Origin of the sequence: Paenibacillus timonensis (genome assembly GCF_022427145.1) — a bacterium.
Lineage (GTDB): Bacteria > Bacillota > Bacilli > Paenibacillales > Paenibacillaceae > Fontibacillus > Fontibacillus timonensis.
In genome coordinates this window covers 112,499-127,637 of record NZ_JAKSXN010000001.1, presented here as the reverse complement: position 1 = coordinate 127,637, position 15,139 = coordinate 112,499, and the positions used below count along the sequence as shown (strand labels likewise).

Sequence of the window (15,139 nt, the reverse complement as noted above, 5' to 3'; positions counted from 1 at the left end):
TTATTCCTCCCAGCGTCCGAGAATGCCGCAGGGGAGATGAAGTCCCGTACGAGTGATCGGAAGTCCCAGTTCGCCTGCCGAGATTCGTCCGCCGTAACGCCGCTTCACCGTCATCGAGAGAATGTTGTGCAAGACGGTCGGGGAAATGCCGGTCGTATAGGAGTTGATCAGGAAAAAGAGCGGCTTGTCCGACAGGATCGACAAACAGGACTCCACAAACGGGTAAAGGCTGGTCTCCAGCTTCCACATCTCACCGCCGGGACCGCGTCCGTACGAAGGCGGATCCATGATAATTGCGTCGTAGCGGTTGCCGCGGCGCTGCTCGCGCTGCACGAATTTGAACACGTCGTCCGTGATAAAGCGAACGGGACGGTCGGCCAGCCCGGAGAGCGCCAGGTTCTCTTTGGCCCATTGAACCATTCCCTTGGCGGCGTCGACGTGAACGACCGAAGCGCCGGCCGAAGCCGCGGCTACGGTTGCACCTCCGGTATAAGCGAACAGGTTCAGCACCTGAACGGGCCGTCCTGCGCCGGCGATCTTGTCCATCATCCAGCGCCAGTTCGCCGCTTGTTCCGGAAACAATCCGGTATGCTTGAAATTGGTAGGGCGAATATAAAATTTCAGCCGGTCGTAGGAAATCGTCCAACGGTCGGGAAGCTGCTTCTTCATTTCCCATTGTCCGCCGCCGGCGGAGCTGCGGTGGTAATGGCCGTGCACCTCGCGCCACTTGCGGTCTTCATCGGCAATCGGCCAGATGATCTGCGGGTCGGGGCGGCGCAAAACGACGTCTCCCCAGCGCTCCAGCTTTTCCCCGTTTCCGGTGTCCATAACTTCATAATCTTGCCAATCATTAGCTACGTACATGTGTTGATCCTTCCTTCCGCCGCCTCATGCGGCCTGCCCGTTCGGGCATTTCCATGGGTTCTGTTGATTCGGTAGTTATTGTACCTTATTTTTCTATCCGCATGCCACCTTCTTGGCGAAAACTTCTGCATGAATATTACCTCAAGTTGGATCAGGCCCGTTTGCCTATATTAACAAAGACCGCAGGATTCCTTAAAGGAGGAACCTGCGGTCTTTCATTTTCGAGGATTATCGCAAATAAGCGTAATAGTCCTGGGAGCGGCATACCCGAAAACCGGCTTGTTCGTACAGTTTTTTGGCTTGGGGATTGTTCAACGCCACTTCTAGCCAGACATCGTTGCCGGCAGCCTCCTCACGAGATACAACCAGACGCAGGGCCTTGCCGCCGATCCCTTGTCCCCGGCACGATGCCGTTACGACGAAACCGTAGATCCAAGCCTCCTTCGCACGGCGGGAAACGCGGATTTTACCGACTGCTTCGTCCTCGTGAACGATCAGTTCGTTCTGACGAATCTCATCCTCGTTCAACGTTTCGTAAAATTGCCGGGTATCCTCCGCGGTGAGGCCAAATCCTTCTTGGTCGAGGCGAGCGAGCAGCGGTCGATCCGCTTCCTCGGCTTGACGAAGCGTGACCTGGACCGCACTTGGGGACGAGTCCGCCGAAACGGCTTCCTGGGCATACTTCATCTGATATTCGCTGAAGTCGAAACGGCAAGGATAGGTTGTCAGGAATTGTTTTCCCGGTTCCGAGTTGCCGGGGGCATTCAGTAGAATCGTCGAATACGAAACCACGGTAGCCGAATTCAGCCCGCGTCGTAGCAGCGAGGTAAAAATGCCTTGTCTGCGGTAATCCGGATGAACCATGCCGCACACCTCCAGCGTGCTTCCGAACGGATACAGCCCCAGGAAGGCAATCAACTGACCCTCGCGGAACTCCACCAGATCTGCCGCACTATCTTCCTTACGGGCATGGAGCGTATCCCAATTCAACTTCAAAGCAACGCCGTCGTGCTGCTCGACGAGGCGTTGGAGGGCTTCCACGTCAGCCCAAGTCCATGTTGGATGCATGATGCCTCACTTCCTTTCACTAGTATTCTAGCTGATCGGTGGTGAATTGGCACGCAAAAATCATCGCCGTCGCGCTTGACAAACCGTAGAGACGGGGGTAGCTTGAGAGTACTGCAAACCTACTTCTTTCGGAGGTAATCGTGATGAATATCATTGAGATGAACCAGGTGACTTGGTTCCGAGAAGGAAAAGCGGTTTTGAACGGCATCGATTGGACGGTCCGGGAGGGCGAGCATTGGGCGATGTTGGGCTTAAACGGTTCCGGCAAAACGACGCTGCTGAACATGATTAGCGGCTATCTCTGGCCGACGTCCGGCGAGATTAGCGTACTGGGGAACCGGTTTGGCGAGGTAGATTTGCGGGAGCTGCGCAAAACGATCGGGTGGGTCAGTTCTTCGATGCAGTCCAGGCTGCACGGGGAGCAGAAGGCCGAGGATCTCGTCGTAAGCGGCAAGTTTGCATCGATCGGACTCTACGAGAAGCCGAGTTCTGAGGACTATGACCGGGCCGCTGCCTTGATGAGTCAGCTGCGTTGCAGCCATTTGCAAGGCCGCACCTACCAGACCTGCTCCCAGGGGGAGCAACAAAAGCTGTTGATCGCCCGGGCGTTAATGGCTTCCCCGAAGCTGCTCATTTTGGATGAAGCGACTAACGGGTTGGATTTCATCTCCCGGGAGGGGCTGCTGGAAAGCATCGCGCAACTGGCCGCCGAACCCGGTACGCCGCACATGCTGTATGTGACGCACCATACCGAGGAAATCTTGCCGATATTTAGCCAAACCTTGCTGCTTCGGCGAGGCGAGGTCTATTCGCAAGGGAAAACGGCCGAAGTCCTGAACGAGACGGGGTTGTCCGACTTCTTCGAAACGCCGGTCGCCTTGCGATGGAATCAGGAACGGGCTTGGTTGTCAACGAAATAAGCCTTAACCCGCCGGGGTTCTCTCGGTGGGTTTCGTCGTTTTAGAGGCTGGAGACTTCATGCGTATGGCTCCCATCAGCCAATAAATGGCCGGAATAAGAAATTCGGCGATGTACAAAAGCGGCAAACAGTCCCGGGTCAAAAATTGATAGATTTCCGGCGGGGTTCTGGCGATGGATAAGGCGTAGATGGATACAAAGGCAACAACCGGCAAGGTAAAAGGCTTATGGTCTTTAACGCCGGTCAGTTGGGCAAGGCATATGACCGCCGTAAACACAATAAACGAAATCTTCACGAAGATGCTGGTTAACCACAGGATGATTAAGATCGGATCCATCGTTTCGATAAACGAGCCGACGCGAATGAATCGCACCAGTTCCATGTCAGGGTACATCAGATTGGCCCCCAGGTTCGGCCCAAAGGTCAGCAAAACCGGAATAAGATGCAACAAGATGAACATAAGCGAAGTGCCTGTGGCCCAAAAGAGGGTGCGGTACACCCTTATCGGCGCTTTTAAATAAGGGAAAAGCAAAAACAAGAAGGCCATCTCCCCAAAAATGGCCATGGTTTCAAAAATGCTGGGCCACATTTCTTGCATCGATAAGTGAGTAAACAAAGCGTTAAACATATCCAACTCCATCTCCTGGAACCCGATGAACGGAAAAAAGAAGAAGGCGACCGCAAAGAGGAGAAAGAAGCCTTCCGCCGTCCGGAATATCGTCGAGATGCCGCAACGTACGGCATAGGAGACGCAAACCCCGAAGATGGCTACGACGGCCCACCCCGGCGTACCGATCAAATACTCCGAGAGCAAAAAGTCGGTGAGCTCTCTTAAATCGAGGGCGGCGAGGAAGAGATGGGTCAGCAGGAGGTAGAGGATGAAAAAGATATGAAGGGGGCGGCCCACCAGTTTGCTCCCATATTGCACGAGGAACTCGTCAGGGCGGGAGGAGCCGACCTTGTAAGCCGGATAGGCTAACACCAAGCCTAGGAGGCCGCCCAGCAAGATGGCTACCGGAGTGGAATATTTGCTTCCCCCGATCAGCATCCCCGAATAAAAGGCGATGACCGTGGTGAAGAGCTGTAAGCTGTAAAGCGTGAATACCTGATTAGAAGTAATGTTTTTGAGCATGCTTTCCGCCTCCTATTGCCCGTATCAAAACAATCTGCCTAACATCGTCTCACTTAAATAGCGGAATAAGACGGGGAGATTCCACTGGTCTTTTAATTTAAATACGACTTCAGAGGTAATGAAAAAACAGATTGAGACGAGCAGTACGGTCATTCGGGTCCGCAGCTTGACCCCCTCTTTTTTTTGCATAAACCAGTCTGCCAGCATAATCAGCGTAAACAGGATACCAATCCAGAACACGCCTATCCCTCGCTATCTATTGGTTTCTTGAACGACCGAACGATAAACGCCGCCCGTAGGGTTGAGTTGGATTTCAACATCAACTTCAATGGGGAGTTCTTTGGCGTAGAAATTTTTCCATTGGTCCCGCATCGAATGCCAAATTTTCGGATATCTCCAATCCAGGTATTGGCTCATGATAAAAGCGTCGGATCGGGTTTGGCGGGTCTTGGCCAGCACGCCGAGGAATTCCTCTTCCACTTTCTTATTGAGGATCTCCTCCAATTGTTGAAGGACTTTCGGGTCCTTCAAATCGATGCGAGAGAGGGACGTTTCCACGAAGGCTTTGGCGTTGCTCTTGACCCGAAACGAGAGCTGATCGCCCCGAACAACCGGATTGATGCTCGTCTTGACTCCCTCGATGAAAAAACTAATTTCCTTCTCATCGCTGGGTGAGGAGATGGAGATCGTCGTATTTTTGAGCTGGGAGCTGATCCACAGTGCGGTCCGATGCTCCGGGGGGGTAAGCTCAATCTTCGCCATCTTTCCTCCGCTGAATATCGCCGCGCCGCCGGAACCCATCCAGCGATTCTTCTTGGGGTCCTCCATCGCCACCCCCGGCAGTTCCCCGAAATTAAGCAGAGGGATCAGAATATCCCCGCCTTGGTACAACGCCAGCTTGAAATCCTTTACGGTCGTGTCCAAGGTAAAATGATTGTTGACGTATTTGCGCAGGATATCGCTAAGGATTCGCTCAAATACCGTCGGGGAACGCGTAATTTCTTTAACGTTGCCGGGCGTTACGAAGAGACTCGCGCTGAGCCGGAACGACGGCTGGCGGAATACGAATTCGACGACATTGTCCAAGCCCTGCTCCGCCTGTCTACGGCCAACCACGATGATCCGGGTTTGACCGAACGAGATGTTGCGGGACAGGTCGGCTTGAATCAAATTTAAAGCATGGCTTAGGTTATCCGCCCGTTTCGTCACGAAGCTGAACGGATCCCCTTGGGGTTGGCCCGTGCCGCCGGCCTGTCCCGGAATCATCCGGTTAGGCAGCGGAATTCCGAGGGTTAGCTCCGTCTGTCCATCTTCCGTCAGATCGATCAACACGGTGTTAACGAACGCGCGGTTGTTTAGCTCCTCGGCAGACCAGCAACCGCTTACGCCAATGAAGAGCAAGAACACCAGCGTTGCCGTTACGATAGCGCGATGGTTTCTCGTCACTCCAAATCACCTTTCTCCTTTACCCAAGCCCGTAGATCCTCGGTTTGGCGGGCTTGGTTGTTCGTGAGCTGTACCGGGCGTTTGTGCATTTTCCACCAGGGAGCCCGAAGAAACGTATCGCCTAAATCCTCGGTAACGAGCGGAGCGATCGGGGAGAGGTAAGGTACCCCGAAGGATCTCAAATTCACCAGATGAATATAGATCAGAATCAACCCGCAGGTCACGCCGTATAGGCCGAACATCGAAGCTAAGATCATGATCGGAAAACGCAGCAGCCGTAAAGCCAGTCCTAAATCGAAATGAGGGATGATAAATGAAGCGATCCCCGTCAAGGACACGATAATCACCATTGCCGCCGAGACGATGCCTGCTTGGACCGCAGCCGTGCCGATGATTAATGCCCCGATAATGGACACGGCTTGCCCGATCGACTTGGGGATCCGGATCGAAGCCTCGCGGAGCGCTTCAAACGCCAGCTCCATGGCAAAAGCTTCCCATAACGCCGGAAAAGGGACGATTTCTCGGGAAGCAGCAATCGTGATAAGCAGCTGCGCCGGGATCATCTCCGGATGAAACGTAGTGACTGCGATATAAATCGATGGAAGCGTTAAGGAAGCCAATACGAAAAAATAACGGATCCAGCGGATCCAGTTGGCCGCGATATATCGCTGGTAATAATCCTCGGCCGATTGAAGCAGCATGGGCAGCGTCACCGGAGCGAGCAGCACGATCGGTGTACCATCCACGAGGATGGCAATTCGCCCCTCAAGCAACGCCGCACTGACGACGTCGGGGCGTTCCGTGTACTGAATCTGCGGAAACGGCGAATAAGGATTATCTTCGATAGTTTCTTCCAAGTAGGACGAGCCAAGTACTCCGTCCATGTCGATGTGGGATAGTCGCCGCTTCATTTCTCTCAGCAATTCCGGCTTGCAAACGTCCTCGACGTAAGCCAACACGATACTGGTTCGTGTTTCCCGGCCTCTGTTGATCGCTGGTGTCTTGAAATGCTTCGATTTGATTCGGCGGCGAAGCATCGTCAAGTTTTTCTCGAGATCCTCGATAAAAGCTTCCCTCGAACCTCGAATGACGGATTCGTTAGGTGCTTCGTCGATTCCACGCGTCGGGTAAGCCGAGATGGAGAACGTCAGCATCCGCGTGTCTCCGTCGATCAGCAGCAATGCTCCGGCGTTCAGCACGGCCTGGACCGCTTGACTCAGGTCATCTATTACGGAAGCTTGGGATACGCTTAAAGCCTCGTCTTCGAACAAGAGTTGATAAATATCTTTCTCATGCAGCTGCGCGGATTCCCGCTGCAGGCTTCTTACGATAAATTGCTGGGCCGTTTCCTGCGCAATCATGCCGCGCACATAGACCAAAGCACAGCGCTGCCCGGAGCTGATCGTAAATTCCCGATAAATGATATCCGAGCTGTCCTTGAGCTCCTGCTTCATCCAATTCAGCCGCGCCGACAAGCTTTCGCCTGTAGCGGGGCCGGGCGAATCCGTATGTCTTGGGGGATTAACCGGAGTCTTGCTGGACGTTCCCCCTCCGGAGAGCTTCCGGCGCTGCAGCTTTCTGATGAAAGGCATGGAACTTCCTCCTTCCTCGACCGATGATTCCCAGTTATGATGCGCGATGCGCAGGAAATTTATTCTTTTTCCCCCTGCAGGGGGAGATCGATGAAAAACGAAAAGGGGATTATTTTCGGAGCAAGTTGGTAATAAAGGGTAACGACATCTAGATCATCAGACAATTGGGGATGAGCCATTATGCCAAGATTTATGTTCCGGAATCATCAAATCAAACGAATTCTTCTTCGAGAGGACGGAGCATCGCGGGGAGAAGCCATGAACTCGGCCGAATTCGGCGGCAGCGTTCATGAGGCGATTGCGAGAATCGTCCGCATCCTGGACGCTCCGGACGATCTGGTTACCCGATTCGTCAGCGGCGGAGACGGAATCCCTCAATGCGCGATCCTTTGCATCGCGGGGTTGTCGGATTTGAATATGATCAACGAACAGATCGTGCCCTCCTTGCAACAGGCATTCTCCGCGATTGGGCATACCGTGAAGATGTCCGGAAAGGAACTGTTTAGTCTATTAAACAAGCAATTTTTATCGGTTCAAAAATATAAAACGACCCAATCGCTCGATGATATTCTGGTCTCTGTGTTGTCGGGGGATACGGCGTTGTTTATCGACGGCCTGGACCAGGTGCTATTGATCGGCAGCAAGAAATGGACGGGGCGGAGCGTCGAGGAGCCGCAAACGGAAGCGTTGGTCCGCGGCCCGCGCGAAGGCTTCAACGAAAGCATTGAAACGAATGTCATTCTCTTGCGCCGGGCGATTCGCGACCCGAAGCTTCGATTTGACACTTACCGGGTCGGAGCAAGGGGCAAAAAAGAACTGATTATCGCCTATATCGATAACATCGTGCATCCAGACCTTATCCAAGAGGTCAAGCGAAGAGTGGAGACGATCGACATTGACGATGCCCCGGAGAGCGGAACGATCGAGCAGATGATCCAGGACAGCTTCTTGTCTCCGTTTCCTCTGATTTTGCATACGGAGCGCCCCGATAAAGTCGCCTCCGCGATTCTGCAGGGCAAGGTCGTGATTTTGCTCGACGGAACTCCGTTCGCGCTGATCATGCCAACCACGTTCGTTTCACTCGTGCAATCGCCGGAAGACTATTACGAGCGTTGGTTGATCGGAACTTTGATTCGCATCCTGCGCTATACGGCGGTCGTCATTTCCTTGACGTTTCCATCGCTGTATATCGCGCTCGTTTCGTTTCATCAAGGGATGATTCCGTCCAAGCTGGCCTTTTCGATCGCAGCTGCCCGGGAAGGGGTCCCTTTTCCGGCCGTAGTCGAAGCTTTCTTGATGGAATTCACACTGGAATTGCTGCGGGAGGCCGGGGTTCGCTTGCCGAAGCCCATCGGGCAAACGATAGGGATCGTAGGCGGCCTGGTTATCGGCGAAGCCGCCGTGCAGGCGGGAATCGTGAGTCCGATCATGGTTATCGTGGTGGCGGTGACGGCTGTCTCTTCCTTCGCGATTCCATCCTACAGCGCGGGAATCGCCTTCCGTATCTTGCGTTTCCTTACGATGATCGCGGCATCCGTGTTTGGCCTTTATGGCATCATTCTGACGTTGATCATGATCTGCATTCACCTATCCAGGCTGCAAAGTTTCGGGGTGCCTTATTTGACGCCGCTGTCTCCCGGCTTCTATCGCGATTGGCGGGATATGATCATCCGGGCGCCTAATACCATGCTGTCGAAGCGGCCGCAATTTATGCAAACCAAAGACGACTCCAGAATGGGGAAAAGGAGGAGTGGTCCATGAAATCCTTCGAGTACGGGGATCGGGAAGTAGGAACCTATGAAGTATTCGCTTCGGTCGCGAATATGGTCATTGGCTTTGGCGTGCTGACCTTGCCCCGATCCATTGTCGAAACGACGCGTTCGGTCGACGGGTGGGTATCCATTCTCATCGGCGGACTGGGCGCTTTGGTGTTTACCTGGATGGTTGCCAAGTTAGTATCCCGATTTCCGAAACGGAACCTGCACGACATAGCCGGCGCGGTTATCGGGAAACCGTTGGCCGTCCTTTTTACGTTGATGTTTGCTTGCTATATGCTGACCTTTGTCGCCTACGAAACTCGGGGCGTAGCCAGCATCTCCCGGATTTACTTGTTTGACCGGACCCCGGTGGAAGTCATTTGCCTGGTATTCCTGCTGGTTCTCATTTATGGCGTAGCCGGACCAAGCGTAGCGCTGTTTCGCTTGAATACCTTATTTTTGCCGATCGTGATCCTGCTGTTGTTTGTCTTGTTTCTCATGAACATCAGTTTCTTTGAGTTTAATAATCTCATGCCGTTTTTTGTAACCGATTGGCGGGATGTGGTCTTGGCTTCCAAGGAATCGGTCTTTTCTTTTATTGGGTTCGAGATTTTGTTGTTCTATAATGCGGTGATCAATCAGCCCCAAAAAATCGTTAAAGCCTCGACATTCGGCATGCTGGTTCCTTTGGTGCTCTACTTGCTCGTGTTTTTCTTCACCCTTGGCGTCTTTGGTCTCGAGGTAACGGCCAACACGCTTTATCCTACTGCGGAACTGGCGAAGCAGGTTGAGGTTCCCGGCGGCTTCTTCGAGCGTTTTGAATCGATCTTCTTTTCGGTATGGGTGCTCACCCTGTTCAACACGGCGGCGATGGCCTTTGACGTATCCTTGCAGGCTCTGGAGGCTATATTCAAGAAAGCGAAGCGTACGACATTGGCGTTCTGGTTAGGCCCGTTCCTCTATCTGGTCGTGATGCAGCCGCAAAATCTGATCGAAATTCGGCAATTCGGCGAATGGATCAGTTATGTCGGCCTCGGGCTCGGCATGATTTATCCAACTCTTCTGCTGCTATTGTCCATGATGCGGGGGGTGAAGGGACGTGCGTAGGGTTCGCTGCGGATGGTTGCTTGCGATATCCCTGGCCGTATTAACGACCGGTTGCTGGGACCGCACTGAAATTGAAGAAAGAGGTTTTGTGGTCGGGGCCGGGATTGATCTCGCCGAGGATGAAGAAGCCGAGAAGGGCCAATATGTTTTGACGTTTCAATTCGTCATCCCCGGGGGATTGCAGGCCAAGGAGGGTGGAAGTAAAAACGGAAGTAGGAATGCTGCTTACTTTAACCTGTCTTCATCGGCAAATACGATGTTTACGGCGGCTAGGGATATGTCATATTTAACAAGCCGAAGCCCTTATTTGCAGCATTTGCGCATGATCCTGATCTCCGAGGAAATGGCCGCCAGCGGCGATCTCGCTAATGAGCTGGATCTGTTTCTTCGCGATCATGAAATGCGTAGAGCAACAAAAATCATGGTAACCGAAGGGGAGGCGCGCAAACTGCTGGAAACGAATCCGAAAAACGAGAAGCTGCCTGTCATGTATTTCGAATCCACGGCGCTAAATCCCACCAAGAGCTCCCGAATTTATCCTCCGACCAGTATCGGGGATGTGCAAGGCTTTACTCTGTCCAAAAGCAGCTTTGCGCTCCCGGTAATCCGTAAAATGAACGATGAGGTTTCCGTTTCCGGGGCAGCGCTTTTCGACGGCTCCCAGAAGCTGAAGGGATTCCTTGACGACGACGAAACGTCCGGTCTCAACGTACTCCGGGGAACTGCCCAGGACGGGGTCCTGGAGTTTCATTTGAATGAGCATTTCATGGCTTACGAAATCAAGGGCTTGCGGCGCACCATTCAAGCGGATGTGTCCAATCCGGAGCGGATCCGGTTCACCATCCGGCTCGAAATGGAGGGGAATGTCGGGGAAACCCAGGAGGGAATCGATCTGCTTCATCCCGGCCAACTGGCGGAAATCGAAGAAAGAACCGCGGAACGGTTAACCCGATTGACTTCAAGAACCCTAAATAAGGTACAGCAGGAATACGGGGTGGATGTTCTCGGGTTAAGGGAGTATCTGAACCGCAGGCATCACGCGGTTTGGGAGGGAATCAAGGACGACTGGGAGCAGGGGGAGCGGTATTTTATCCGATGCGATATCGTTGTTGACGTGCGTACCAAAGTCCGCATTGTCGGCTCAACGCTGGAAACCAATTAATCGAAGGAGGGTTTGCCTATGTGGGATCTTTTATTGGACCGGCTTCCTACCGCAAAGACATGGATCTGCGCGGGACTTACGGCCGTCATTCCCTGGACGATCTATTCAATGAATCAAGCGTTGCACCGTTACGGAGACCCACCGTGGAAACGTTAGCGCCAACCAAGGGCCTTTTGGCCCGTATCCAACGAAGAAGGAGCGGATTGCCTTCACTTAAAACACGCCTTTAGGACTATTCAGGGCTTGCCAAATTTGCGCGATATTTATAGGTAAAGATAGAAATTCCGGCGATTTGCGCGCAGATGAAGAAGGGAGGGGCATTCATATGAAAACTCACGTCATGGAGCTTCAGGAAGGGGATCGGCTAAGAACCGATGTGTTTAACCGAGCCGGTTTGCATGTTCTTCCAAAGGGGACAAGCATTCATACGGAGGAAATCGCCCTGTTGATCCGGCAGAGTATCGATTACGTCGATATTGAACTGCGCATAGGGGAAGACGCCCTAAATTCCGGGAAGAACCCTAGCTTCACGCAGCGATTACGCGATAACTTTTATTTTACGGTAAAAGGTTATCAGGCGTTGTTCTTAGAGGCTCTCACGACAGGGAAATTCAATCAAGACATGGTGGAGCAGCATTTGGTGCCCATGCTTGAGGTCCTTGACCGGAATAAAGACGTCGTTTCGTTCTTGATCGCCTTCACGGAAGAGGACGTTAATATTTATAATCATTCGCTTCAGGTAGGCCTATTGTCCTATTACATCGCCACTTGGCTTGGACATTCGCCTAACGAATGTTATGAAATCAGTAAAGCCGGTTATTTGCATGATATCGGCAAGAGCCGGGTCCGCCAATCCCTGCGTAATCGCGAGCAGGAATTAATCGGGGAAGAACGGGAAGAAATGAACCGCCATACCTCCTACGGTTACGAGATCATTCGCAAGTCGTCAGGGGAAGAGGTGACGGCTCTCGTCGCACTTCAGCATCATGAACGGGAAGACGGCTCCGGCTATCCCGCCGGCCTCCGGAAAGAAAAAATTCATCCTTATGCCGAAATTGTAGCGGTAGCGAACGAGTACATAGCGATGACTTCTCCCGATGCTTCGGGAACGCGGCAAGATCTCTTGACCGTCCTGCGGAACATTTACATGATGGGGTTCGGCAAGCTGAACGAAAAGGCGGTTCAGGCGCTGACTTCCAATCTCCTGCCGAATTTCATCGGCAAGAAAGTCAAACTCAGCAATGGCGAAATGGCGACCATCGTATGGAATAACCCGTCCGACATCTTCAAACCGCTGGTGCAAATCGATGACTGGCAATTCCGGGATTTGTCGAGGGAGCGGCATATCGAGTTAGTGCAAGTGTTTGTCTAGGACTTACTTGGGCATGAAGAAACAACCCAGCGTCTCCGTCCGGGAGACCGGGTTGTTTTTTGTTGAAATTGTTCGCTTAAGCCCATTGCGCTAATTTCCGCTTGTAGTGTCTCCCGTGCTAAGACGATTATGCGTATAGACCGGATTGGTGAGTTGCAATACCTATGCGGGTGAGCTATAGTCATTTTAGTTATTGACTGATCAATACATCTAAGCGAGGAGGAGACCCGCATGGCTAGAGACGCGGCCGCGTCGGCAAACCGTAAGACGGAGATCATTTCTGCAGCAATTGAGGTCTTTGCCGAAATCGGATATTTTCGGGCTACCACGGCCCAGGTTGCAGAACGGATTCAAATATCCCAACCGTATATTTTCCGCTTCTTTGCCAGTAAGGAAGCCTTGTTGCTGGCAGCTTTGGAAGCTTCCTGGAGCAGGGTTATCGAGGCTTTTCGCCAGGTGGTGGCTACGTTTCCGGCGGAACGGCTGGAATCCGAGCTGATCGATGCTTACGATCGAATCGTGCTGTCCCATCGCCATGAAATCCTGCTGCAAATGCAGGCACAGACGATTCAGGAGGATACCATCCGGGAAGCGATGCGGCAGGGACTCGGTGAAGTCCGAACGATAGTATTGGAAGCGTTCCGCAAGGCGGGAATCGCGGATCCGGAAGGGCGTACCCTGCTGTTTTTGGCGCGGGGGATGCTTTGCAACGTTTCGATTGCGCTTGGAATGCCGGAATTGATGGAGAAATAAAGCGACGCGACGATCGGGAATGGAAATGCGGCGAAATGCCGTGAAAAATAGTTATTGACTAATCACTAACTAGAAGATATATTCATATCAAGAGTTAGTAATTGATCAATCACTAACAAAAGAGGAGTGAAAGAGCGTGCAAAAAGCAATCGTTCTAGGAGCAAACGGGGGTACGGGAGCAGCCATTACGGCAGAGTTGATAGGACGGGGGATCGAAACTGTCGCTTTTGGGCGATCCCAATCAAGGTTGGAGAAGCTGGCCGCAGACCTGGGCCATCCCGCCCATCTGACCATCGCTGTCGGCGATGCCTTTCAGCCGGATAGCATCAAGGCAGCTGCGGGAGGAGCCGACGTCCTGATTCACAGCGCAAACGTACCGTATCACGAAATGGTAAGCAAGTTACTCCCATTGGGGGAAAGTGTCATGGAAGCTGCCAGTAGTTTGGGGGCTCGTGTTGTCGCGATTGACGGCATTTATCCGTATGGGCGAAGAACTGGAGCCCAAGCCACCGAGGATCATCCCAAACAACCCCATACCCGGAAAGGGAAAATCAGGCTGGCTTTTGAGCAAATGTTGTTCAGTGACCGTTGGCGCCACGTTCCTACCCTGATCGCTAGGCTGCCGGATTATTATGGTGCAACGGCGAATCAGGCTTCGTATCTTGGCTCGACGCTCGAAGCGATCGCTGCGGGTAAGCCTGCGGTATTCATCGGCAATATGCGCACGCCACGTGAAATTGTCTACTTGCCGGATGCGGCGAAGATGATCGTTGAACTGGCTCGCAGAGACTTCGCATATGGCCAAAACTGGCATATCCCGGGAGCCGGTACGATTTCCGGCCGGGAAATCGTCCGAATCGCGCAGCAAGCCGCCGAAATCAGAAAACCGGTGATTCCCCTGGGGAGGGCGGGATTATCCCTTATCGGACTGTTTGAACCGGTCATGAAGGAAGTCGTAGAAATGCTGTACCTAACGGAGGACCCTTTTATCCTTAGCGGAGCGAAATACGAATCGAGAATTGGACCGATCCCGGCGACGCCGTTCGAGATCGGGATTGCTGAAACCATCGCCGCGTTGCAAAAAGGCAAGTGACTTGGCACGAACTCGCTATTTTTGGGGCTAAAGTTGCTTTTTTGCCGGTAGGCTTCAGCAACCCGCTCTTGCCAACGATAAAGTTATATAGAGGATACCCCCACAAACCGTAGTCATTTTTACGTAATAGGAAGTGATCCGCTGTGTTGGACAGACCGATAGACGAAATATTGCATCAAGCGCAAGCGGGGAACAAAATCGACCGGGATCTGCTGATCGATTATTACCGCCCTTTCATCCTGCGCGCGGTATCCCATGTCTGCAAGAGGCAGGTCAGCTGGAGCCAGGATGAAGCCAGCATCGGAATCATTGCATTAAACGAGGCCATCGACCGGTATCAGGAAGCCTCCGGGAAATCTTTTGACAATTATGCTTATATGGTTATACGTCATCGTCTTGTCGATGAATTTCGCAGGCAGGGAAAATATGCGCAAATGGAAAGTGCCGTTTGGGACGGAGCGCATGACGAGGGGATTGCTCAAACCCCGCTGGAGATCGCCAGTTCGTTGGAGTTATACGACCGGGAACAAACCGCCCAGGCGCTCGCCGAGGAGCTTCGGTTGTATGATGAAACGTTGCGGCAATACGGCGTTGCCTTGGAAGATCTGGAGGCATGTTCCCCCAAGCATCGCGATACGAGAAAGCAAATGATTCGCATGGCCCAAACCTTTGGCGAGCATCCCCAATGGCTGAATACGCTTAAGACGACCAAAAGACTGCCGGCTAAAGAAATGTTGTCCGTATTCAAAGTCAGCTCCAAAACCTTGGAGCGTAACCGGAAATATTTGATCGCGTTAATCTTGATTTATGCTTGCGGGGAATTTCAACGAATCAAAAACACCGTCGCGGTTGCAGATGGGGAGGAGGATTGAGG

Annotated in this window: 15 protein-coding genes; 9 read left to right on the top strand and 6 right to left on the bottom strand. The window is 52.7% G+C overall.

Annotated features, from left to right (window positions below; genetic code table 11):
- Positions 1–864 carry a class I SAM-dependent methyltransferase gene (locus MJ257_RS00635; RefSeq protein WP_240267457.1) on the bottom strand — a complete coding sequence of 288 codons (864 nt, stop codon included), beginning with the start codon at positions 862–864 and terminating at the stop codon, positions 1–3.
- 228 nt (positions 865–1,092) lie between these two features.
- Positions 1,093–1,932 (bottom strand): GNAT family N-acetyltransferase, encoded by an 840-nt coding sequence (locus MJ257_RS00630; RefSeq protein ID WP_240267456.1) that lies wholly within the window; start codon positions 1,930–1,932, stop codon positions 1,093–1,095.
- Positions 1,933–2,075: 143 nt separating this feature from the next.
- Between MJ257_RS00630 and MJ257_RS00625 the strand changes: the two genes are divergently transcribed.
- Complete coding sequence (locus MJ257_RS00625; protein ID WP_240267455.1) at positions 2,076–2,852, top strand: ABC transporter ATP-binding protein; 777 nt, start codon at positions 2,076–2,078, stop codon at positions 2,850–2,852.
- Positions 2,853–2,855: 3 nt separating this feature from the next.
- Here the strand turns inward: MJ257_RS00625 and MJ257_RS00620 are convergent, their stop codons facing one another.
- The 4 genes from MJ257_RS00620 to MJ257_RS00605 are packed head-to-tail and all read right to left on the bottom strand — an operon-like array spanning position 2,856 to position 7,021.
- Positions 2,856–3,983 (bottom strand): GerAB/ArcD/ProY family transporter, encoded by a 1,128-nt coding sequence (locus MJ257_RS00620; RefSeq protein ID WP_240267454.1) that lies wholly within the window; start codon positions 3,981–3,983, stop codon positions 2,856–2,858.
- A 24-nt stretch (positions 3,984–4,007) separates the two neighbouring features.
- The gene (locus tag MJ257_RS00615; protein ID WP_240267453.1) at positions 4,008–4,223 is read right to left on the bottom strand and encodes a hypothetical protein; all 216 of its coding nucleotides are present in this window, start codon (positions 4,221–4,223) and stop codon (positions 4,008–4,010) included.
- Positions 4,224–4,235: 12 nt separating this feature from the next.
- A complete protein-coding gene (locus MJ257_RS00610) occupies positions 4,236–5,429 on the bottom strand; it encodes a Ger(x)C family spore germination protein (protein WP_240267452.1) in 1,194 nt (397 codons plus the stop codon).
- Positions 5,426–7,021: a spore germination protein gene (locus MJ257_RS00605; RefSeq protein WP_240267451.1), complete on the bottom strand. Its 1,596-nt coding sequence runs from the start codon at positions 7,019–7,021 to the stop codon at positions 5,426–5,428. The genes MJ257_RS00610 and MJ257_RS00605 overlap by 4 nt, the downstream gene beginning before the upstream one ends.
- A gap of 192 nt (positions 7,022–7,213) precedes the next feature.
- On the opposite strand from MJ257_RS00605, the gene MJ257_RS00600 reads away from it, so the two are divergent.
- The 8 genes from MJ257_RS00600 to sigI all read left to right on the top strand — a co-directional run bounded on the left by MJ257_RS00600 (position 7,214) and on the right by sigI (position 15,137).
- Complete coding sequence (locus MJ257_RS00600) at positions 7,214–8,782, top strand: spore germination protein (RefSeq protein WP_240267450.1); 1,569 nt, start codon at positions 7,214–7,216, stop codon at positions 8,780–8,782.
- On the top strand, positions 8,779–9,885 hold the full coding sequence (locus MJ257_RS00595; protein WP_240267449.1) for a GerAB/ArcD/ProY family transporter: 1,107 nt from the start codon (positions 8,779–8,781) through the stop codon (positions 9,883–9,885). Before MJ257_RS00600 ends, MJ257_RS00595 begins: the two co-directional genes overlap by 4 nt.
- Positions 9,878–11,047, top strand: coding sequence for a Ger(x)C family spore germination protein (locus tag MJ257_RS00590; protein ID WP_240267448.1), 1,170 nt, complete (start codon positions 9,878–9,880; stop codon positions 11,045–11,047). The genes MJ257_RS00595 and MJ257_RS00590 overlap by 8 nt, the downstream gene beginning before the upstream one ends.
- An 18-nt stretch (positions 11,048–11,065) precedes the next feature.
- On the top strand, positions 11,066–11,203 hold the full coding sequence (locus tag MJ257_RS00585; protein WP_240267447.1) for a hypothetical protein: 138 nt from the start codon (positions 11,066–11,068) through the stop codon (positions 11,201–11,203).
- A gap of 169 nt (positions 11,204–11,372) precedes the next feature.
- Positions 11,373–12,419, top strand: coding sequence for an HD-GYP domain-containing protein (locus tag MJ257_RS00580; RefSeq protein ID WP_240267446.1), 1,047 nt, complete (start codon positions 11,373–11,375; stop codon positions 12,417–12,419).
- 231 nt (positions 12,420–12,650) lie between these two features.
- A complete protein-coding gene (locus MJ257_RS00575; protein ID WP_240267445.1) occupies positions 12,651–13,172 on the top strand; it encodes a TetR/AcrR family transcriptional regulator in 522 nt (173 codons plus the stop codon).
- A gap of 136 nt (positions 13,173–13,308) precedes the next feature.
- Positions 13,309–14,265: an SDR family NAD(P)-dependent oxidoreductase gene (locus MJ257_RS00570; RefSeq protein WP_240267444.1), complete on the top strand. Its 957-nt coding sequence runs from the start codon at positions 13,309–13,311 to the stop codon at positions 14,263–14,265.
- A gap of 146 nt (positions 14,266–14,411) precedes the next feature.
- The gene (gene sigI / locus MJ257_RS00565; protein ID WP_240267443.1) at positions 14,412–15,137 is read left to right on the top strand and encodes an RNA polymerase sigma-I factor; all 726 of its coding nucleotides are present in this window, start codon (positions 14,412–14,414) and stop codon (positions 15,135–15,137) included.
- The last annotated feature ends 2 nt before the right edge of the window (positions 15,138–15,139 follow it).